15 protein-coding genes are annotated in these 20,865 nt (G+C 49.7%); 8 read left to right on the forward strand and 7 right to left on the reverse strand.

Translation table 11 applies throughout. The features are described from left to right. Positions 1 to 53 precede the first annotated feature (53 nt). The gene (locus L4C36_RS15985; protein ID WP_428478802.1) at positions 54 to 821 is read left to right on the forward strand and encodes a hypothetical protein; all 768 of its coding nucleotides are present in this window, start codon (positions 54 to 56) and stop codon (positions 819 to 821) included. 124 nt (positions 822 to 945) lie between these two features. Here L4C36_RS15985 and glgB read toward each other — a convergent pair whose 3' ends face one another. The 3 genes from glgB to L4C36_RS16000 form a co-directional block, all read right to left on the reverse strand. Further along, the gene (glgB, locus tag L4C36_RS15990; RefSeq protein ID WP_428478829.1) at positions 946 to 3,099 is read right to left on the reverse strand and encodes a 1,4-alpha-glucan branching protein GlgB; all 2,154 of its coding nucleotides are present in this window, start codon (positions 3,097 to 3,099) and stop codon (positions 946 to 948) included. Between the two features lie 53 nt (positions 3,100 to 3,152). After that, entirely contained in the window at positions 3,153 to 5,336 is a 2,184-nt protein-coding gene (gene malQ, locus L4C36_RS15995; RefSeq protein ID WP_428478803.1) for a 4-alpha-glucanotransferase, read from the reverse strand. A gap of 81 nt (positions 5,337 to 5,417) precedes the next feature. Next, complete coding sequence (locus L4C36_RS16000) at positions 5,418 to 7,877, reverse strand: glycogen/starch/alpha-glucan phosphorylase (protein ID WP_428478804.1); 2,460 nt, start codon at positions 7,875 to 7,877, stop codon at positions 5,418 to 5,420. 481 nt (positions 7,878 to 8,358) lie between these two features. Between L4C36_RS16000 and malT the strand changes: the two genes are divergently transcribed. The 5 genes from malT (at position 8,359) to L4C36_RS16025 (ending at position 14,632) form a co-directional block, all read left to right on the forward strand. After that, on the forward strand, positions 8,359 to 11,067 hold the full coding sequence (gene malT, locus L4C36_RS16005) for an HTH-type transcriptional regulator MalT (RefSeq protein ID WP_428478805.1): 2,709 nt from the start codon (positions 8,359 to 8,361) through the stop codon (positions 11,065 to 11,067). Between the two features lie 35 nt (positions 11,068 to 11,102). Continuing rightward, positions 11,103 to 11,783, forward strand: a complete 681-nt coding sequence (locus tag L4C36_RS16010) for a DUF4336 domain-containing protein (RefSeq protein WP_428478806.1) — start codon at positions 11,103 to 11,105, stop codon at positions 11,781 to 11,783. 285 nt (positions 11,784 to 12,068) lie between these two features. Further along, positions 12,069 to 12,350, forward strand: coding sequence for a D-fructose-6-phosphate amidotransferase (locus L4C36_RS16015; protein ID WP_428478807.1), 282 nt, complete (start codon positions 12,069 to 12,071; stop codon positions 12,348 to 12,350). A 254-nt stretch (positions 12,351 to 12,604) separates the two neighbouring features. Continuing rightward, positions 12,605 to 13,336, forward strand: coding sequence for a glycosyltransferase (locus L4C36_RS16020; protein ID WP_428478808.1), 732 nt, complete (start codon positions 12,605 to 12,607; stop codon positions 13,334 to 13,336). A 3-nt stretch (positions 13,337 to 13,339) separates the two neighbouring features. Then, the gene (locus tag L4C36_RS16025; RefSeq protein ID WP_428478809.1) at positions 13,340 to 14,632 is read left to right on the forward strand and encodes an LssY C-terminal domain-containing protein; all 1,293 of its coding nucleotides are present in this window, start codon (positions 13,340 to 13,342) and stop codon (positions 14,630 to 14,632) included. A 139-nt stretch (positions 14,633 to 14,771) separates the two neighbouring features. On the opposite strand, the gene L4C36_RS16030 is transcribed toward L4C36_RS16025, so the two are convergent. From L4C36_RS16030 to modA, 4 genes are all read right to left on the reverse strand, one after another. Next, complete coding sequence (locus tag L4C36_RS16030) at positions 14,772 to 15,407, reverse strand: CAP domain-containing protein (protein ID WP_428478810.1); 636 nt, start codon at positions 15,405 to 15,407, stop codon at positions 14,772 to 14,774. A gap of 432 nt (positions 15,408 to 15,839) precedes the next feature. After that, positions 15,840 to 16,925: a molybdenum ABC transporter ATP-binding protein ModC gene (gene modC / locus L4C36_RS16035; RefSeq protein ID WP_428478811.1), complete on the reverse strand. Its 1,086-nt coding sequence runs from the start codon at positions 16,923 to 16,925 to the stop codon at positions 15,840 to 15,842. Further along, positions 16,922 to 17,611, reverse strand: coding sequence for a molybdate ABC transporter permease subunit (gene modB / locus L4C36_RS16040; protein WP_428478812.1), 690 nt, complete (start codon positions 17,609 to 17,611; stop codon positions 16,922 to 16,924). The genes modC and modB overlap by 4 nt, the downstream gene beginning before the upstream one ends. Continuing rightward, entirely contained in the window at positions 17,611 to 18,378 is a 768-nt protein-coding gene (gene modA / locus L4C36_RS16045) for a molybdate ABC transporter substrate-binding protein (protein WP_428478813.1), read from the reverse strand. The genes modB and modA overlap by 1 nt, the downstream gene beginning before the upstream one ends. A gap of 288 nt (positions 18,379 to 18,666) precedes the next feature. On the opposite strand from modA, the gene L4C36_RS16050 reads away from it, so the two are divergent. Further along, positions 18,667 to 20,109: a carbohydrate-binding protein gene (locus L4C36_RS16050; RefSeq protein ID WP_428478814.1), complete on the forward strand. Its 1,443-nt coding sequence runs from the start codon at positions 18,667 to 18,669 to the stop codon at positions 20,107 to 20,109. A 68-nt stretch (positions 20,110 to 20,177) separates the two neighbouring features. Then, entirely contained in the window at positions 20,178 to 20,831 is a 654-nt protein-coding gene (locus tag L4C36_RS16055) for a hypothetical protein (protein WP_428478815.1), read from the forward strand. The last annotated feature ends 34 nt before the right edge of the window (positions 20,832 to 20,865 follow it).

Consider the following 20,865-nt stretch of genomic DNA (forward strand, 5'->3'; position numbering starts at 1 on the left):
TGCTCTACACTCAATACTGGGTTGAGTTGGCATACATATTGAGGGCATCATTCATGGTTAAATGGACGTTTTTACTCGCAAGCCTATTACTGGCCAGTGTTACCGCTCACGCAGAAGACGTCCCCTCGCAACATCCGCCACAATGGCAGCATAGCTTAGAGATCTATGCGCTTGCTCTGAATATTCGTGGTGACAGTACGATTGGGAACATTTCAACCGACATAGACATCGATCCCGCTTTTATCATGGACCATCTCGACATGGGCGCCATGCTGCGACTAGAGGGCATTTATCAGGGCCGGTGGGGATATTACATCGACTATAGTTTTATGGACCTCAGTGGTGACACAGATGCGGTGTTTGATACGGACCTCAACCTCCTTAAAGGTGACGTAGACATCCGGCAAGGCGTCTTAGAAGCCAAAGGGTTTAAACGCTACCATTATCATTTTGGCAGCATCGATTACATGGCAGGCATACGTTGGTGGGACAATGACATCGACGCCAAACTGTTTACCGCCGGTGGCGTCATCAACAAAAGCAAATCTCTCGATGAAAATTGGGTCGACTATCTCGTGGGTGTACGTTGGATAAATCAGCTCAACAAAGATTGGCGTTTCCATGCCAGTCTCGATATCGGTTTAAGTAAAGACACGAATTTTACCAGCTCATTGTTAACCGGCGTTTATTACCAAATGAACCAATGGTCTGAATTGAATATCGCGTATAAATCCACATGGGTCGATTACGATAACGCCGACAATTTTGCATATAACACCGCCTCGCAAGGCTTTCTGGCTGGCGTAATCTTTCATTTTTGAGCGTATTTAGACCCCGGTAAGGCAGAGATAAAACAGCGATAAGACAAGCGTAGAATCGAAAAAAAAGCTGAACGCGGTATGCATTCAGCCTTTCATGTTTACTGACCCGAAAATAACCGTGCTGTTATTTCTTGGCCGGTTTGAAGCGATAGAACACGGTCGATAGTGGTGGCAGATCCAATGCAATGGACTGCTTCAAACCGTGGCTGACCACCTTTTGAGTTTTCAGCACAGCTTGTACCTCGGCCTGACTGCCCCAGTATTGGCTATCATCGGTGTTCAGTACCAACTCGTAGTCACCGGCAACCGGCACACCCAGCTGATATCCTTGACGCGGCACGGGCGTAAAGTTCGACACCACCAGCACTTTGTCACCGTTCAACGCAAAGCGCTCATGGGCCAAAATACTGTTATCGGCATCATTTTGAACACGCCACTCGAAGCCCGCCGGATCGCAATCTTGCTCATACAGCGCAGGTTCTGCGGTGTACAAATGGTTTAAGTCTTTCACCAACGCCTGCATGCCATTGTGGCGCGGGTACTGCAACCAATGCCATTCCAACTCCCCTTCATGCGCCCACTCTGCACTCTGTGCAATTTCGGCGCCCATAAAGTTCAGTTTCTTACCTGGCTGGCCATACATGTAACCCATGTAAGCACGCAAGTTCGCGGTTTTCTGCCACTCATCACCCGGCATTTTGTTCAGCATAGACCCTTTGCCGTACACCACTTCATCATGTGAAAGGGATAATACGTAGTTTTCGCTGAAAGCGTAAACCATCGGGAACGTGATGGTGTCATGGTGATATTTACGGTGGATAGACTCTTCTTTAAAGTACGACAAGCTGTCATGCATCCAGCCCATGTTCCATTTGAAGCCAAAGCCAAGTCCGCCCATGTCGGTCGGTTTCGTCACACCTGGGAACGCGGTGGACTCTTCAGCAATGGTCATCGCATTCGGGTAGTGACGATATACTTCTTCATTCACCCAACGCAGTAAGCTCACCGCATCAAAGTTGACATTGCCGCCTTCATGGTTCGGCAACCACTGATCATGCTCACGGGAATAATCCAGATACAGCATAGAGGCTACGGCATCGACGCGCAGACCATCAATGTGATAGTGCTCGAACCAGAACAGCGCATTCGACACCAAGAAACGGCGCACGTGATCGCGGCCATAATCGTAGATGTAGCTCTTCCAGTCCTGATGCCAACCACGACGAGGGTCAGGATCATTAAACAGTGCCGTGCCATCGAAGTTCGCCAAACCATGATCATCTGATGGGAAATGGGCAGGCACCCAATCCAAAATCACGCCAATGTTAGCCTGGTGACACTGGTCAACAAAGTATTTGAAATCATCCGGCGAACCATAACGGCTACTCGGCGCAAACAACCCAATCGGCTGATAACCCCACGAGCCATAAAACGGATGCTCAGCAATCGGCATCAGTTCAACATGGGTGTAACCCATATCGCTCAAGTAAGGAATCAAAGCATCGGCCAATTCACGGTAGGTGTACAAGTCGCCGTTCGGGTGCGTACGCCATGAGCCGGCATGCAACTCATAAAACGACAAGGCTTGTTGGTGTTTCGGCGTGACCGGACGCGTTTGCCATGCGTTATCTTGCCACTGGTATGTGGCAGGGTTATACACTTTAGAGGCAAAAGACGGGTACTGCTCACTGTGGTAACCCCACGGGTCCGCTTTGTGCGGTAAGCCATTGCCTGCTGCATCTTTCAGTTCAAATTTATACAGGGTGCCTTCTTCAAGCTCAGGAACAAACAGTCCCCATACCCCGTCATCCAAACGTTGCATCGAATGACGACGGCCATCCCATGCATTGAAATGCCCCACAACACTCACCGCTGACGCATGCGGTGCAAACACCAAAAAGCGCACGCCTGATACCGGCTGACCAGCGCGGTTTAGTGTGATGAGTTGGGCACCCATCTCATTGTACATTTGTGACGGCGTCACTAATGCATCCGCAGAATGGATGAGATGGTGAAACTGGTATGGGTCGTAGAAGGTTTCTTCGCCTTGCGGCCAGCTTACAACAAGTTGATACAGCGACGCGGTTAAGTCCATTTCCCCTTCAAGCACGAAGCCACTGTCGGCTTCTCTGCTTAGCGTAAAGCGCTCACCGGATTCAGTGACTGCGTCAATGCTGTCAGCGCCCGGCATGTACACACGCAGTGTAATACCGTTCGACTGAAATTGAGGCCCTAAAAACGAGAATGGGTCTGAAAATGCAGCCCTTTCGAGCTGCATGTATTCCTTATCACTGCGGGTCACGGTTAGTGTGTCCAACGCATTACTCCTGATTACGATTTTTGTGCTGCTTTTTCTCGTGTTTCGGTTAACCCACGAGTTAAATCAACAATATTTTCGCGGGTGAAGATGTCATCTAAGGTGGTCGACAGCTTACGTCGCCAGTTAGGGTATTCATCCACAGTGCCCGGAATGTTGACTGGCATATCCATTTCTAGCCAGTCTTCAAGCTGTAGGCTGAGTAAGGCACTTGAGCTTGCTGCCATGTGTAATTGCATCGCCTCACTCAACGTCCTATCCATAGGGACATATGCAGCATCATGCCCTATACCCTCAGGAAGATAACCATGCCATGACAAACTATCAAGGATTTTTTGCTTACTTTCCGCACGGCTATCAAACAATGACTGCAACTGTTCCTTGTTTGGATACAGACCAAGTTCTTCACCCAGCTTCAAATCATCGCAGTGCCAGAAGCCTCGTAGCGTTGGCATATCATGCGTACACAATGCCGCCATAGACTGGTCTGCATAGTGCTTAGGCGAATAAAACCCACCGTCTTCGGCAGTTTCAAAGAAGAATACTTTGTAGGAATGGATACCCGCTGTCGACAATTTTTCGACAATCTCATCCGGCACCGTACCCAAATCTTCCCCGATCACCGTACACTGGTGACGATGACTTTCCAGTGCCAAAATCGCCATCATGTCTTCGACTGGGTAGTACATGTACGCCCCGTTCTTCGCCGAATCACCCTTTGGAATCCACCATAGGCGAAGTAGACCTAACACATGGTCAATACGTAGTGCACCACAACTGCGCATATTGGCACGTAACAACTGAACGTATGGTTCATACGCACGCTCTTTCAGCACTTCAGGGTTCAGCGGTGGCAAGCCCCAGTTTTGACCCAGTGGCCCCAAAATATCAGGTGGCGCACCGACGCTGACATCTTGGCAAAGCGCGCCGTGATCAGCCCATGTTTCTGAGCCAGAATCACACACACCCACAGCAAGGTCACGGTATAGCCCCATCGCCATGCCTTTTTCTTGTGCCAGTTCGTTTACTTCTGCCAGCTGCGTATCAGCCAGCCACTGCAAGTACATGTACAGCTGCACTTGTTGCATGTTGTTTTTGATGTATTCTTGAACGGCAACGTTATCAAAGTGACGGTACTGCTCTGGGAATACTGGCCAACCCCAGGTATTGTCATCTTGCTGCTTAAGCTCAGCATGTAGGGCATCAAATGCCGCTTGATGCAACAAGCTTTCACCGCCCTCTTCGACAAACTGCAAGAAAGCTTTTGCACGTTCGGTATTGTTCGCCAAATGGCGCTCAGAGAAGGTCTCAAACAACAGCGGCAATACGGCCATTTTTAAGCAAGACACTTCGCTGTAATTCACCCAATTGGCATCGCGCGCGTCATTTAAACGCTGCTGGAATTCTGGGCTACCCACTAACTGCTGCGCGGCATCACACTGCGCAAACTCCGTTACTGAGCTCACATCGATGTACATTAGGTTCAACCAACGACGTGAAGACGGGCTATATGGGCTCGCCCCTTCCGGGTTCGCTGGGAATAAAGAGTGAATCGGGTTTAACCCGACAAAATCACCACCACGCGCGGCTACATCGGCCACAAGCTGCTTCAGATCACCGAAGTCACCGATACCCCAGTTATGGTTGGTGCGGATAGAATAAAGCTGAACGCTAGTGCCCCACAGTTTCTTGTTTTCAAGCAGGGCATCTTGCTTGTAACAAGAAGGTGGCGTGACGATCAAGGTCATTTCAAACGGGGATTTACGACGCTTACGGTACACTTCAAGTTTGTGATAACCCCATGCCAGATCATTTGGCAGAGCAAATACAAGGGTGCCGCCAGTTTCGCGCTCATCCGACACAAGCTGTGATTGTAACCAGCCTTCCAGCACCTCACCTTGTTCGGTGATTAGGCGCCAGTTGAAATCACTGACACGTGCGCTCAGGCCCAAATGCATTTCAATGTGCATGGGCTCGTTACTGCGGATCACCTTCACAGGTGCCATCACATCAGGGCGTAAACGCTTTTGTGCTGATTCCAGCAACGCTTCATCATTTTTTGTGTCGTAGCCCAAAGCCGTCAACAGACGACGAATGGTTTCGCTGTCTACGCTGGCTTCATCACCCCAAGCACTGACGTAATGATCAGCAATGCCCACCATCTCAGCCACTTGTTTTAGTACTTGATCATCTTTCATCGTTCTCTCCGTGAGCGGCCTTGCGGCCGCTACGATGTTAGGGTTGTGTGGATAGCTTTTTATGATTAATTACAGCGGTAATTAACGGGTTACTGGATCAAGCTTCCAGATGTTATTGGCGTAATCACGAATACTACGGTCTGAGCTGAACTTGCTCATCAAGGCGGTATTTAGAATCGCTTTACGTGCCCATGTTTTCTGATCGCGGTATTCAGCATCGATCTTCTCATGTGTTTTCACGTAATCGGCAAAGTCAGCCAGAACAAGGTATGGGTCACCGCCATCAAGCAGATTCTCACGAATCGCAGAAAGCTGACCTGGACGACCCGGTGTGAACTCATCCGTATCCAACAAATCTAGCGCTGCACGCAGTACGCTATCCGCATGGTAATAGCGGTAAGGGTCGTAGCCCTCTTGTTTCAGTTGTTGTACTTCATCAACCAATAGGCCGAAGATAAAGATATTCTCGTCACCCAGTTCTTCACGCATTTCTACGTTCGCACCGTCCATCGTACCGATGGTCAATGCCCCGTTCATGGCGAACTTCATGTTACCGGTACCTGATGCTTCTTTACCTGCGGTAGAGATTTGCTCAGACACATCGGCAGCTGGGAACAAGATTTCGGCCAAGCTCACACGGTAATCCGGCACGAAGACCACTTTCAGCTTACCGCCCAAACGTGGGTCGTTATTCACTTTCTCAGCCACTTTGTTGATGGCGAAGATGATGTCTTTAGCCAGTGCGTAACCCGGTGCCGCTTTCGCCCCGAAGAAGAACACGCGTGGGTGCATGTCAAACGTTGGGTCGTTCAACAAACGATGGTACAGCGACAAGATGTGCAGCAGGTTCAAGTGCTGACGCTTGTACTCATGCAGACGTTTGATTTGAATATCAAAGATCGCATTGGTATCCAGCTCGATACCCATGTTGTCTTGTACCCAGTTCGCCAAACGTTGTTTGTTTTCTTTCTTCACCGCCATGTAACGCTGTTGGAAGTCCGCGTCATCCGCAAACTCAGCCAGTCCGGCAATTTTCTCAAGCTGTGCCGGCCAGTCTTCACCCACTTTCTCGCTGATCAGCGCAGACAAGCCCGGGTTACAGTATTTGATCCAACGACGTGGCGTGACACCGTTCGTTACGTTAGTCAAACGACCTGGGAACAACTCGTTAAATTCAGGGAACAAGTCACGCTGAACCAACTCGGAGTGCAATGCCGCCACACCGTTCACCGCGTAGGTGCTTACTACACACAGGTTTGCCATGCGCACCATGCGCTGTGGGCCTTCCTGAATGATAGATAGCTTGCGTTTAATGTTTGAGTTACCCGGCCATTTCGCTTCAACCACTTGCATGAAGCGGTGGTTGATTTCAAAAATGATTTCCATGTGACGTGGCAGCATGGCTTGGATTAGCGACTCACTCCACGTTTCCAATGCTTCTGGCAACAAGGTGTGGTTGGTGTAAGCGAAGGTGTTAGACGCAATCTTCCATGCGGCATCCCAGCCTAGCTTGTAGTCATCCAACAAAATACGCATCAGTTCAGGGATAGCGATGGTTGGGTGCGTATCGTTCAACTGAATGGTTTCCAATTGAGCCAATTCTTCAATGGTGTTACCGGCCGCATGGTGACGACGTAGGATATCGGCCACTGAACACGCACAATGGAAGTACTGTTGCATCAAACGCAGTGCTTTACCTTGGTCGTGGTTATCATTCGGGTACAGCACCTTGGTCACGTTACCGGCTTCCAGTGCTGAGTACTGTGCACCCACGTAGTCACCGTCATTGAAGCGTGCAAGGTTGAATGGCGTCGTCGAGCGGCATTCCCATAGACGTAGCGGGTAAACACTCTTATTGCCGTAACCCACAATCGGTAGATCCCATGCAATACCTTCCACCTGCATAGCTGGCACCCAGCGACGGCATTCTGTGCCGTTTTCATCGGTGTACGCTTCAACGTGACCGTACAAGTTAACGTATTGCGTCAGTTCAGGGCGCAGTACTTCCCATGGGTAACCTTCTACACCGCGCCATGCGTCAGGTGCTTCTTCTTGACGACCGTCAGAGAATGACTGACGGAATAAACCGTATTCATAGTGCAGGCCGTAACCGACGGCTGGGTACTCTTGTGCTGCTAACGAATCCATGAAACACGCCGCCAAACGGCCTAGACCGCCGTTACCCAATGCTGGGTCGCGCTCTTCTTCAAGCAGATCAGTCAGGTTCAGACCCATCTCTTCCATCGCGTGGGCGACGTCTTCGTACATGCCCATGCTGATCAAGTTATTGCCCGTTAAACGGCCAATCAAAAATTCCAATGATAGGTAGTTCACACTGCGCGCTTTTTCTTCCGACAGTGCTTTTTCTGTATCCAGCAGATTACCTGTTGTGATTTCTGCTAGTGCTCGCCCCATGGCAAGGTACCAACTGCGCGGTGTCGCGGTGGCTAATGTGCTGGCATACGTGGTTGTGAGGTGTTTTTCTACTGCCGCTTTGAAAGCCGCTTTATCAAATTGTTGTGTCTGACCATTCTTAGTCATGGTTCAATCTCGCTCTAGAATTATTTCCAACTGCTGACAATGTTGCCTGTCTTTCGCCGCTGGAACATCCTCCTGATAACGGGAGGATGAGGGATGAGTGAGAGGGGCGTAGTTCCTTCCGCCCCGCCCAATATGTGACCGGCTGCAAATAAATCGGGTGGAGAATCAACCCCCTGCCTCATTCAATGCAACTGAACTCACATAAGAAACATATAGACCGATGTGCAACCAAGAGAATAATTTCGTCAAATAAATCGAAGATATGTGACTGCAGTCATAAATTGAAGGCTGAGAGAGTAAGATTTGCTGCGCCAAAATTTTTCAACGGTAAAGTTATAGGGCAAATGCAATACCGTGGTGTCCATCTCATTGAGAATGTATGACAACACGGCATAACATGCTCTTCACGGCACGTTTCACGCGCCGATGATTAACGAGAGAGCATCAATGGATATGAAACCTTCTTAGAAGATGCAAGACTATGTGGATACCCTCTAAATTAACGCGTCCAGCGCGCCTTCATAATGCGATTCTGCGCCCTAGACTGCTTGAAACACTTGAGCCTGCGCCGTTTTACCGTCTTGTCTTGTTCCGCTCTCCAGCGGGTTACGGTAAAACCACCATGGCAGCACAATGGCTGAGTGAGCATTCGCATACCGGTTGGTTCAACATTGACGAGAATGACAACGACACATTCCGCTTTGCCAATTACTTATTGCAATCGATCAACAAAGCCACGCATAACGCCTGCCTGAAAACACAGGCCATGGCGGAGCGACGTCAGTTTGCGTGTTTGTCGACCCTGTTCAGTGAGCTTTTCGGTGAATTGAGTGAGTACCACGAACAAACCTATTTGGTTCTGGACGATTACCACCTCATCAACAACGATGATATTCACGATGGGTTGCGTTTTTTCCTCAAAAATATGCCCGATAACCTCACCTTAGTGGTAACCAGTCGTACCCTGCCACCGTTAGGCACCGCGAATTTACGCATTCGTGATTTGTTGATTGAAGTCGACAACGGCCTGCTGGCGTTTGATGAAGAAGAAACGGAACGTTTTTTCCATAAACGCATTGCCGATCAAGTCGAAGTCAGCGTCTTAAAAACCCTGCATACCCAAGTGGAAGGGTGGCCTTCTGCCCTACAGTTGATCGCTCTGCATGCCCAACAAAAACCAGACACGTTAGTGGCCTCGGCCGAGTCCATGGCCAATTTCAACCGTGGGCATTTGTGGGATTACCTTGCCGAAGAAGTGTTTGATTTGCTCGACAGCGATACCCGCCATTTCTTGTTGCAGTGCTCAGTACTGGATATTTTCAACGCTCAGTTGGTGACGGATCTCACCGGCCGCAGCGATGCCTTGGCGATGTTGGAATCACTGAACCGTTTTGGCCTGTTCCTGAACACGTTGGAAGGCGATAACAACTGGTACCGCTTCCATAATCTGTTTGCTGAATTCTTACGCCACCAGCGTTATTCGCAAATGCCCCAGCACCGTACAGAGCTGCACACGCTGGCGGCCAAAGCCTGGCTGAAACAGCAATCCCCTCAGCAAGCGCTGTTACATGCACAAAAGTGTGACAATGAACCGCTGGTGATTGATATTCTGTCCGACTACGGTTGGGACATGTATCACCATGGTGAAATCACCCTGCTGCAAACTGCCATTGCCAATATCGACAACGAACGTTTGCATGCCCATCCACGCCTGAGCCTGTTGCGCATGTGGTTGGCACAGAGTCAGCACCGTTACAACGATGTCGGTGACATGATCACCGAAACCGAAGCCGCGCTGGCCAAGCACAACATTGTGCTGAACGATGCGCTGCAAGGGGAATTTAACGCGCTGCGCGCGCAAGTGGCGATTAACCAGAACAACCCGGAAGATGCACTGATCCTCTCAGAGCAAGCCCTTGGTCAACTGCCCTCAACCACCTACCGTAGCCGGATTGTCGCCACCTCTGTGGTCGGTGAAGTGCACCACTGTTTGGGGAACCTAAGCCGTGCCCTGCCTATGATGCAGCAAACCGAAAAAATGGCGCGCCAGTACCACGTGTACCACCAAGCGTTATGGGCGCTGCTGCAACAAAGTGAAATTTTACTCGCGCAAGGTTACGTACAAAGTGCGTATGAATTGCTCGAACAAGCGTTCAAACTGGTTAAAGAACAGCACTTACAACAAGTGCCATTACACGAGTTCTTGTTGCGTTTACGCGCACAGATTTTGTGGTGCTGGAACCGCTTAGATGAAGCCGAAGAAGCCGCCCAGAAAAGTTTGGATGTGCTTGCCCCATATGATGAAACCAAACTGCTGCATGCCTACTCTATGCTGGCGCGCATCGCTATCACCCGCGGTGAGCAAGACAAAGCCGCCCGTTATCTCGACAAATGTAATGGGATGATGGAACGCTCGGTATACCACATCGATTGGCGTGCCAATACCGACCTTGCCAACCTGCTGTACTGGCAACAAAGCGGGGATAACGACCGTATTCAGCACTGGCTCGATCACGCCGAACAACCAGAAGCGGCCTGTAACCACTTCCAGCAATTGCAGTGGCGTAATATTGCCCGCGCCTGCATTCAGGTCGGTGATCTGACGCGTGCCGACGACATTTTTGCCATGCTGGATGAAAGCTGTGACAAGCACCAACTGATCACCGATAAGAACCGCAACCTTGTTCTGCAAGCGGTGCTCAGCAAACAGCAAGACAATCGTCCACAAGCACTGCATCAGATCAAAACTGCGTTGGAACTCACAAACAGCACCGGCATGGTGGGGTTATTCTTGTGTGACGGCGCGGTGATCTGTGATTTACTGCAAGAGTTAGTCGACATTAAAGCGTTAAATGAGTTAGAACTGCACCGCGCCCGTCATTTGCTGCGTGAAATGACCAGCAAGGAACGTAATCGCTCTGTGCATTTTGATGAAAACTTTGTCGAAAAACTGCTTAACCTGCCGGACATTCCGGAGTTGATCCGCACCAGTCCCCTGACCCAGCGTGAATGGCAAGTACTGGGACTGATTTACACCGGATACAGTAATGAGCAGATTGCTGCCGAGTTGGATGTGGCCTCTACCACCATCAAGACGCACATCCGTAACTTGTACCAAAAGCTCAACATCGCAAACCGTCAGCAAGCGATAGAAACAGCAGAAAATCTTCTAAAATTAATGGGCTTCTGATCACCAGAAGCGCCTTCTTAGGTTAAGGATGACCGATGATAGAATGGAGCAAAGATAGGCTGTGGTACGTGGACATGCCGTTCAAATTGAACGGCATTCCTGTCGGTGCCAGAATGACCATTATCCGTCTGGATAACGACCAGTTACTTATCCACTCTCCCATTCAGCTCACTACCCAATTGCAACTGGCATTAAGCCAATTAGGCGCAATACAAGCCATTGTCACCCCCAACATGGGTCACCATCTGTTCTTGTCTGAATGGTGGTTAGCCTACCCGCAAGCCTATTTTTTCGCGCCGCCCAGTTTAGAGCAAAAACGCACCGATCTGATCTTCGACGACGCCCTGAGCGCCACCACGCCCGCCTTGTGGCAGTACCAACTTTATCAAACATTACTGCGTGGCAGTGACTGTATGGAAGAAGTGATCTTCTGTGATCCGCACGCCAACACCTTGATCGTCGGTGATACACTTTCTTGGCTACGCCCTACACCGAACCTGCTCACGCTTGGGTTAGGGATCGCCAACGGTTGCTACTTTTCCCCCGCGCTGCCTTATTACTGGCGACGTACCTTTCATGACAAAACCCGCCTGCGCCAATCTCTGCAAGAGATCCTCACTTGGCCATTTGACCGTATCATTCTTTCTCACGGTCAGAACATCACACACAATGGCAAAGAAGTCTTTTACGATGCCTTTAAATGGGCCTTTGAGTAACACGTCAACACGCGCACACACGTCACATTGGTTATTTTTTGCCCTAAATCAAGATTTGGCTAATTTGCTGATTCACAATCATCAAGTGTGATAAGTGTCACTACCAGACCTCACAGTCGGCGTATATTTAATCATCGCAATCACCGATTGCGAGGTATACCCAAGCTCACTTTGCGGCCAATGTATCTCAGCGCTATCGTCTCAACAGCCAAGGCTGTGATAGCGACACAGATGAACGGTATTGGGGTTGCTTGGGTATAAAGCTACTTTTTTGAGGTTATGGATATGACTGCATCAAAATGTTATTTAAGAGACGTACTAGGACTGGGGTTAATTATTTCATCCGTTATGGTCATGCTCGGGATCATCTTCAGCGTACTCGCGGTATTAAATTATCTCGCAGGTCAAGATGTTGCCGCCAATACGTTCTTACAAGAAGCGTTGCCGCTGTTCTTCTTCATGGTACCTTCCGTGCTGCTGGCCCGATTCATCAGTCGCCCGCAGTGGATCCACGATATCGAAGACTTCCAACTCGCCGCGGCCAAAAAGTTTAGCCAGACGCATTAATCTTGTGTCAGCCCCTCGCTGAGGCACACATGCTTCACGCTTCACAGCCACCCTTTCCTTTAGAAGAAAGCGGTGGCTTTTTTGTCTGGTGCGCTTTTATCTCTAACGTTTTTATCTGAGGCTTTTATCTAACGTTTCAATCTGAGCCTTTCTGAACGGAAAATGAATTATTTCCTCAGTAAAAATTCAATGATTGTCATGCAGACTGTTCTCTATTGACTCTTTCCCCATAGCGAACAGATTTGGAGCCGACCATGACCCCCATTAGCATTGTGATCATTACCCTGAATGAAGAAAAACGCATTGGCCGCTTGCTTGACGACCTCAGCAAACAAAGCCACCGCAACTTTGAAGTGATTGTGGTGGACTCAAACAGTGACGATAATACCTGTTTAGTCGCCCAAGGGTTTGAACATGCCCTGCCCGCACTGACCGTCCATAACATGCAACAACGCGGCGCCAGCTTAGGCCGCAATACCGGCGCTCGTTTAGCTCAGCATGAACGCCTGCTGTTTTTAGATGCCGACGTACGCTTAGCCCCAACATTCCTCACTAATGCCTTATATGAACTCGACCAACGTAAACTCGATGTTGCCGGGGCGTACATGGGGGCAGAAAACCTATCAATGGGTTATCGCTTAGGCTATGCCGCCTTCAACACCGGCCTATTCCTGACTGCCTTCTTCTTCCCAACCGCCGTCGGGGCTTGTCTGTTTTCAACCCGCCGCGTCCATGAAGACATCGGCGGTTTTGATGAAAGTATCGTCTTGTGTGAAGACTGCGACTACGCCAAACGCGCCGCGAAAACGTGGCGTTGGCGTATGATCCCGGTCAGCTTCTGGTTTGATCCTCGTCGCCTAGAACAAGAAGGCTTTATGAAAATGGGCATGACCTATCTGAAAGCCAACGTACGCCGTTTCTTCAAAGGGGAAATGCGCAACAACGAAATGGAATACAAGTTTGGCCATTACAAGGATGTAAACTAACCCATGCACGATCTAGACTGGTGGTGGTTCTTTGGTGGGAGCTTTCTTGATGCCTTAATTGGACCCAATATATTTGTGCCCGGCGAGCCATTCTTGATCGGCGCAGGCTACCTGCTCAGCAGCGGGCTTATTTACGGTGTCGTGGCGGTATTACTCGGGGGCTTACTGGGTGATCAACTGAGCTTTTGGATTGGCCGCCGCTTTGGCGCACAAGGCCGACGTTGGCTAGGGCGTCATATTCACAAAACCCGCCGCCCTATCGCCAAGACACGACTGTTATTGAAGAAACGCGGGCCTCTGGTGGTCGCTGCCGCCAGACTGCTCGGGCCTATCGCGTGGATCATGCCCTTTTTGGCCGGCAGCTATGCCATGGCATGGCGCACGTTCACCCTGTATTCACTCGTTGGCCTGTTGCTCGGTGTCGGACAATTTGTCTTGCTGGGTTACGGCCTTGCACAAAGCATTGCATTACTGCCAAGTTGGGACAGTGTCATCATTGCCCTACAAGAGCATAGCCTGTTGCTGGTTGCCATCCTCGTTGCGACGGGATCTTGCTATGCGTTGTATCGTCGCTACCAATGGAAAAAGTGGGGCACCATGGTGCTGTGTTGGTTAATCGCCTTAACCGGTGCGAACTACTACCACTTTTTTCACAGCCAAGCGTATGACATGGCATGGATTTCATCAGCTCAAGCGCGCATGGCACCATCAGCCCAACATGACGACTCTCCTCTCATGTTGGATGACTTGAACTACAAAGTCTTTCCCGGCTTAGCCCCGGTCTATCAGGCTCAGCCCATCAATGTGGTTTATATCGGTTCACATCCGGATGCGCTCATGAAAAAACTGGGCTGGATTGAGAATAAAACGTTTTCCAATGACCAACTCACACTACGCCAATACATTGGCTTGATCACGCAAACCACCCCACCGGTGTCTGACTTATATTGGAATCAACAACCTCAGTGGCTGGCTTATCAGGTTAAAGGGGGTTTACTCAAACGCCGTCACATTCGTTGGTGGTACGCCGGTCAAGAAGCCGGTACACAACAAGCTATTTGGTTAGCCGCAATCAGCTATGATGACAACGTGAAACTGGCGCATTACAAAGGATTAATCACGCTTCTGCATGCCATTGACCCCGACACCGATGTAGAACGCGATACCCTGATGCACAACGCGCAGCAACAGGGTTGGCACACCGAGTATGCCCCGTTAGGCGACATTGAAGCCTTTTCGAAATCTCGCCACTATTTCACCGATGGCCGAGTGGCGATCATTACTCATCCCCAATAATCACCCACCGTAATGAAAACCCGCACAGTCCACACACGAAAAAGGCGGCCTTAACTGGGCCGCCTCTATTTTTTATCTGTTCAATCTTGCTGTTTGCGGATATTGAGCAGGCATCATGCCCATCTATTCGTCACGCGCTCTAGCCGCGTGGTCGTGCAAACACTTGTGTCCAATATTGGTCATATTGGGTATCCACGTTTTCCACCATGGCCGCCCCCATCTGAGTGACATTGGCATTCATGATATTGGTGCAGTGACCTGGACTTGCCATCCATGCCGCCATCACGGCTGAAATGCTCTTCTGCCCTGCGGCCACGTTCTCTGCCCATGCATTGGCTGAATAACCGGTATCCGCAATACGCTGATCAGGGCTTGAATTGTCCGACCCTGTGTGGCTCATGAAACCGCCGTTCGCCATATCACTTGAATGGCGGTACGCCGCTTCCTGTAAATCGTAATCCCACGTCAATGCAGGTACCGCTGGCATCATCTGACCGCCGCAATTTTGCTCTTTAGCACGCGCTTGGTTAACCGCGTTCAGCATTTGCTCAGCAAAATCGGTTTCGTCGGTAGGACCGACAGGGGCTGGTGTTACTGACCCGCCGGTGTTGCCTGTATCCGTACTGCCACCCGGTGTCGTCCCGGTATTATTGTTAGAGCCTGAACCTGTATTGACATTGCTACCGGTGTTCGTCGAAGCGCCGTCTGAACCGCCTGAGCCACCACAGCCAGAAAGTAATGCGGCAGACAATAATACTAATGGGAAAACTTTCATAATATACCTAGCAGTCGCGTTATTAATAAATGCATCAGTTCCGATTTCACGGGGCACACTATACTGACTCAGTGCTTAACGATTCAATACGAAATGGTTAAAAACCGCGCTATTTTACATAATACTGACAAGGCATCGTTCAGCTCAACTGACAGACTTGATTATAATTCATTGATTTAAAATAATAAGAATGGTGAGCCAATATAAAAAGCTACCGCCTTGATAACTGGYTATTGGGGTTTAATTACTAAGGCAATTTGGCGTGTGATTTTATYTCACTTTGTAGATCGTCCCAGCGGCAATTTCATGCAATATTAATAACCCGCCGCGTTTTATGCTTGTCATAAAATATAAACGACAATGTTGACCACAAAAAAATACCGCATGATGCGGTATTTTCCTGTTTGTTTTTATTTTTTGTGTTTTGGCTTTTTACCTTGCTGCCAAATCATCTTGAGTCACACTGACCCCTTTAATCTGTGCAAACACGGCATCACCGATCTGTAAATTCAATTCTTCTGCCGCCCACAGCGTAATGTTGGCCCACAGTTGGGTTTCCCCGACCCGCAATCGCACTTCTACCCTCTCCTGCTGATCAACCGGATGAATTTTATCGATTTTCGCAGCCAGCACGTTACGGATACTGGTTTGTGCGGGACGTACTTTGGTGATCGACACATCATTAGAGTAAATACGCACGCGTACCCACTCCCCGCGTGGCCGTTGCAGCTGATTCACCCACAAATAAGAATCGTGATTCAGCATAACCTGCGTTAACGCATACCGCGGATGACGCAAATTCACACGAGCACTCAATAATGAGCTTTGGTCTTTCACGGGCAGCCACGGGCGCATTTCCGGCGATCCCCACACACTGTTAATGTGGCCTGACACCACAACCCGCCCCTGATTCAGCATGACCATGTGATCCGCCAAACGTAAAATCTCATCCAAGCTGTGGGTGACATAGATGATCGGAATATTGACTTCTTTTGCTAGCTTTTCAAGGTAAGGCATCAGCTCTTGCTTGCGCGGCAAGTCCAATGAGGCCAGCGGTTCGTCCATGAGCAACATTTCTGGATTCGACAGCAACGCGCGACCAATCGCCACCCGCTGCTTTTCCCCGCCCGATAGCGATGCCGGATACCGTTTCAGCAACGGTGCAATGCCGAGCAAGGCTGTGACCGATGCAAAGTGCGCAGGATCAGGGTGACGGCAGCCATAACGCAGATTTCCCTCTACCGTATAGTGAGGAAAAAGCCGCGCATCTTGGAACACGTAGCCAATCTTGCGCTTTTCCGGCGGTTGATTGATCCCGTTAGCCTGATCAAAGAGCACATGATCACCGAGCGCTATACGCCCCTCATCCGGCTTAGACAACCCACTGATCGCATTGATCAGCGATGTTTTCCCTGCGCCAGAACGGCCGAAAACCGCCGTGATCCCCTGCATAGGCAAAGACAGATCAACGTCCATCTTCAGCTCACCGAGCGTCTGTTTAACGTGAATACGGATCATTGGATCTCCAAGCGGCGACGTGCAATACGGGTTAACCACTCAGACGCAATCAAAGACGCCAACGCAATCACAATGGCAATCACACACAATCGTGCCGCTTGATCTTCTGCCCCCGGCGTTTCAATAAAGGAATACATGGCCAGCGGAATAGTCTGGGTTTCACCGGGAATATTCGACACAAACGTGATGGTCGCACCAAACTCGCCTAACGCACGGGCAAAGGCCAAAATCGCACCAGTTAATACCCCTGGCAGGGTCAACGGTAAGGTAATAGTCACAAACACCCGCAATGGGCTGGCACCCAATGTGCGGGCGGCTTGTTCGAGCTTGCGATCCACGCCTTCCAGCGCCAAGCGGATAGAACGTACCATTAACGGAAAAGAAACGACGGCCACGGCCACAACGGCACCGCGCCAACTGAAACTGAAGGTTAAACCGAACCAGTCATACAAGGCACGGCCAACCACACCCTGCCGGCCTAACACCACCAGCAACAAATAGCCAATCACCACAGGCGGTAACACCAAAGGTAAATGAATCAAGCCATCTAATACCGCTTTACCGAAAAACTGACGACGGGCTAACACCCATGCACACGCAATACCCAAGGGTAAACTAACCACAACCGCCACGCTGGCGATTTTCAAGCTCAGCAATAACGCTTCAATTTCATACTCCGTCAGCACTACTTGCGCTCTCCGAAGCCGTATTGAGCAAAAATGGTCGCGGCTTCATCAGACAACAAATAGTCATAAAAACCCTGTACCGACGCATTGGCTTTGCCTTTCACCATCGCTACCGGATACGCGATCGGACTGTGGCTGCTATCGGGGATTTCACTGACCACTTTCACTTTTTTAGAAATCATCGCATCGGTTTTGTACACCACACCCAAGAGGGCTTCTTGGCGTTCGACAAGGAGCAGCGCCCCACGCACATTGTTCGCGCGCGCCAGCAAAGGCGATGCTTGCGGCCATAACCCTAATGACGTGAAAGCTTCTTTGGTATAAATGCCAGCAGGAACATGTTGCGGATCACCCGCCGCTAAACGGGTACCTTGTAAGGCGTTTTTGATGTCCCATGAGGCTGACAATGTGATGTGATCAACGGGATAGGAGGTCGGCGCCACCAGCACCAATGCATTTTCGAGCAAGGTTTTGCGACTATCGCTTTCAATCACACCTTGCTGCGCGAGGTAATCCATCCACTTTTCATTGGCAGACAAATAAATATCAGCCGGGGCACCTTGCGCAATTTGACGCGCTAATGCCGCCGATGAGGCATAAGAGAGTATCGGCTTTTGCCCCGTTTTCGTTTGGTAGGCTTGTGCGACGTCATTCATCGCATTCGTCAGTGAGGAAGCGGCAAACACCGTAACCTTATCCATTGCCCAACTGACATTGGCCATGACGGCTAACCCCAGCGCCATGCACCCAAGACTTAAACGCTTCATTTTTATACTACCTACCCCGGAAAAACAGCGACATATAGTAAGGGATATATCGCACCAGAGGAATACCTCTTACTTATACCTATCCAGCATGCACGCACATCGCACTTCTCGCGCGAGGGTATTCGCTCACTTTCACGCCATACTGATCAAAACCTAACTTTGACAACAAACAATCACAAGGGATCGGATTTTTATGCCGTCTCTGGTTAGGGTAGCACGTTCACCCAGCCCCTCGTTAACCGACACGAGCCGCTCGATGCACGGAGATTATCAATGAGACTTTCAAGGATGAAGACGTTAACTCGCTCACTGCTCGCCCTGACGACCGCCCTGTCCTTTTACACGACCGCTAACGACGCACTACCACCGGACACCTATATTCTCAGCACCACGCTGGATTACATCCATTATTATGATAAACAAGGGCAATTGCTTGCCAGCATGCAACATCGCCTACCACACAGCACAGAATCTCTGCGCGACCTTGTGAATACCCCGAACGGTATTGCTGTCTACTCCGGTACCTTCGATGCATCACTGGCGATGATACACCCCACCCACATCGCGCATTTACAGCACGAGGGATTAAGCAGCGTAAACAATGGTACGGCGGGCGGGATCGCGGTACTCGGGCGTTATGCTTACCTGACTGATATGGCAACAGCCAATGCCGCCAGCAAAGGCATCGTTCGGTTTGATTTAGAAAGCGAGACCTCTCAGGCGTACTTCACTGAACATGATTACATGGATATTACACTCGGCAATAACGGTTTACTTTATGCCCTCCGTAATGTGTACGGTGAACTGGATATTATTGAGCCCGTGACGATGAAACGGCTTAAACAGCACAATTTAGGCCATACGTCTTCATCCCGTGCGGTGACCGCGACAAAATCCGGTGAGATATTCATGGTCAGCTGGGACGGTTACCTCCATCACTATAGCCAAGAAGGAGAATTGTTCAGCCGCCAGTCATTAGACAACGCTGGCTTTGCGGATATTGATATTAATGCGCAAGGGGAACTGCTCGTCACCGCACGAGACGGTATGATGTATTTATTTGATGAAGCCGGCACGCAGCAAAATACTATTTTTCAAGGCTATACCTACCAAGCGTTCGCGGCATTTGCGGCACTACAGCGCAATTTCCCTGCGGTGTTGAAAAAGAATGCCTTGCCCAATGCCATCGAACAACAACAGCCCCTTACACTCGATTTGACCGGCAGCTATGATCCCGAAGGCGCTCCCGTGATCGCTGCCGTTGATACTACTGCAGGATTCAATGTTGAGCCGACCGAGGATCCATTACGGTGGACATTAACCGCCACACAACCCGGTGAACAGCAGATCACGATCACACTGAATGATGGCATGCAATCAACAACAAACACCGTCACTGTGAGCGTGGCGGGCATGGATTGCGAGACAGATCCCAATGCCAAACAATTTCCTGTATGGCAGCCCAACACCCTTTACACCCACGAAACGGTCAGTTATGACGGATTAGTCTGGCAAGCCAAGTGGTGGAATCAGAATAGCGCTCCCAGTTTTTCAGGGCCATGGCAATTAATCAGTGAGATCGCTTTACCTTGGCACGCAAATCGCCAATATTTGAAGGGCAACATCGTCACTTATCAAGGCCAACAATACCGAGCAAATTGGTGGACAAGCAATGCCCGTCCTGTCGACCACCCCGCTTGGATGCCTTTAGGCCCCGTAAGTGGTTGCTAACAAGCCCTTTCAGCGGGTATCACGTTTGTGATACCCGCTGTTTTCTTTTGAGCAGAGATGTAACGCAAATGAAAACTTGTTTTCCCCCATCAGCTATATCCGCACTCTCCTTAATAGTACTTATTTCTCTTTCTATCCAACAAAGTCATGCCGAAACACCAACAGAACGTGCACAGTGGAAAACAAAAATCCAATGGCCTGACATTTGTGAACAAAACTTGTCATCCATAATTAAATATTCATCAAACTTTGTCGGCGTTTCCGTTGATAAGTGGACAAATGGGCAGCGCATCATTTCCGTGGTCTGTGAGCCAGGATTATATAACCGAGGTAAAATGCTCTTTCTTGAACATGCTTCTGATGAAGCCGATAACAAAAAGCAATACACCACATTGAATTTTACAACATTTGGCCAAATTAAAGACAATCCCGATTATGCCTATTCTAAACCCACTCAACACTATCGCTATTTTCAAAAATCATCTCATATATTTTGGGGAAATCTGAACGTCGATAGCACGACAGGCACAATGACCAACCGTAATTTCTACCGTGGCCCTGGTGGTTGCGGCATCTTAACCCAGTACACCATCGAAAAAGGTAAAGCGGTAGTTAGTGAACTGCGCATGAAAACAGACTGTGATGAAACCATGCCACCACCAGAAGAATGGCGTTTATATCCAAAATCAGAATACGCTACATGGCCTAAAGTGGTGCAATAAATCACAAATTACTTCACCGCCTTTGCTTCTACGT

This window comes from Photobacterium japonica, from assembly GCF_050337005.1.
Taxonomy (GTDB): Bacteria; Pseudomonadota; Gammaproteobacteria; order Enterobacterales; family Vibrionaceae; genus Photobacterium; species Photobacterium japonica.

What these genes read in the sequence shown, in the direction of transcription:
- L4C36_RS16010 (WP_428478806.1), top strand. Translation starts at nt 11,103, where the DNA reads ATGATAGAATGGAGCAAAGATAGGCTGTGGTACGTGGACATGCCGTTC.
- glgB (WP_428478829.1), bottom strand. Translation starts at nt 3,099, where the DNA reads ATGCAGCTCGAAAGGGCTGCATTTTCAGACCCATTCTCGTTTTTAGGG.
- L4C36_RS16055 (WP_428478815.1), top strand. Translation starts at nt 20,178, where the DNA reads ATGAAAACTTGTTTTCCCCCATCAGCTATATCCGCACTCTCCTTAATA.
- modA (WP_428478813.1), bottom strand. Translation starts at nt 18,378, where the DNA reads ATGAAGCGTTTAAGTCTTGGGTGCATGGCGCTGGGGTTAGCCGTCATG.
- L4C36_RS16050 (WP_428478814.1), top strand. Translation starts at nt 18,667, where the DNA reads ATGAAGACGTTAACTCGCTCACTGCTCGCCCTGACGACCGCCCTGTCC.
- L4C36_RS16030 (WP_428478810.1), bottom strand. Translation starts at nt 15,407, where the DNA reads ATGAAAGTTTTCCCATTAGTATTATTGTCTGCCGCATTACTTTCTGGC.
- L4C36_RS16000 (WP_428478804.1), bottom strand. Translation starts at nt 7,877, where the DNA reads ATGACTAAGAATGGTCAGACACAACAATTTGATAAAGCGGCTTTCAAA.
- L4C36_RS16025 (WP_428478809.1), top strand. Translation starts at nt 13,340, where the DNA reads ATGCACGATCTAGACTGGTGGTGGTTCTTTGGTGGGAGCTTTCTTGAT.
- L4C36_RS15985 (WP_428478802.1), top strand. Translation starts at nt 54, where the DNA reads ATGGTTAAATGGACGTTTTTACTCGCAAGCCTATTACTGGCCAGTGTT.
- L4C36_RS16020 (WP_428478808.1), top strand. Translation starts at nt 12,605, where the DNA reads ATGACCCCCATTAGCATTGTGATCATTACCCTGAATGAAGAAAAACGC.
- malQ (WP_428478803.1), bottom strand. Translation starts at nt 5,336, where the DNA reads ATGAAAGATGATCAAGTACTAAAACAAGTGGCTGAGATGGTGGGCATT.
- malT (WP_428478805.1), top strand. Translation starts at nt 8,359, where the DNA reads ATGTGGATACCCTCTAAATTAACGCGTCCAGCGCGCCTTCATAATGCG.
- L4C36_RS16015 (WP_428478807.1), top strand. Translation starts at nt 12,069, where the DNA reads ATGACTGCATCAAAATGTTATTTAAGAGACGTACTAGGACTGGGGTTA.
- modC (WP_428478811.1), bottom strand. Translation starts at nt 16,925, where the DNA reads ATGATCCGTATTCACGTTAAACAGACGCTCGGTGAGCTGAAGATGGAC.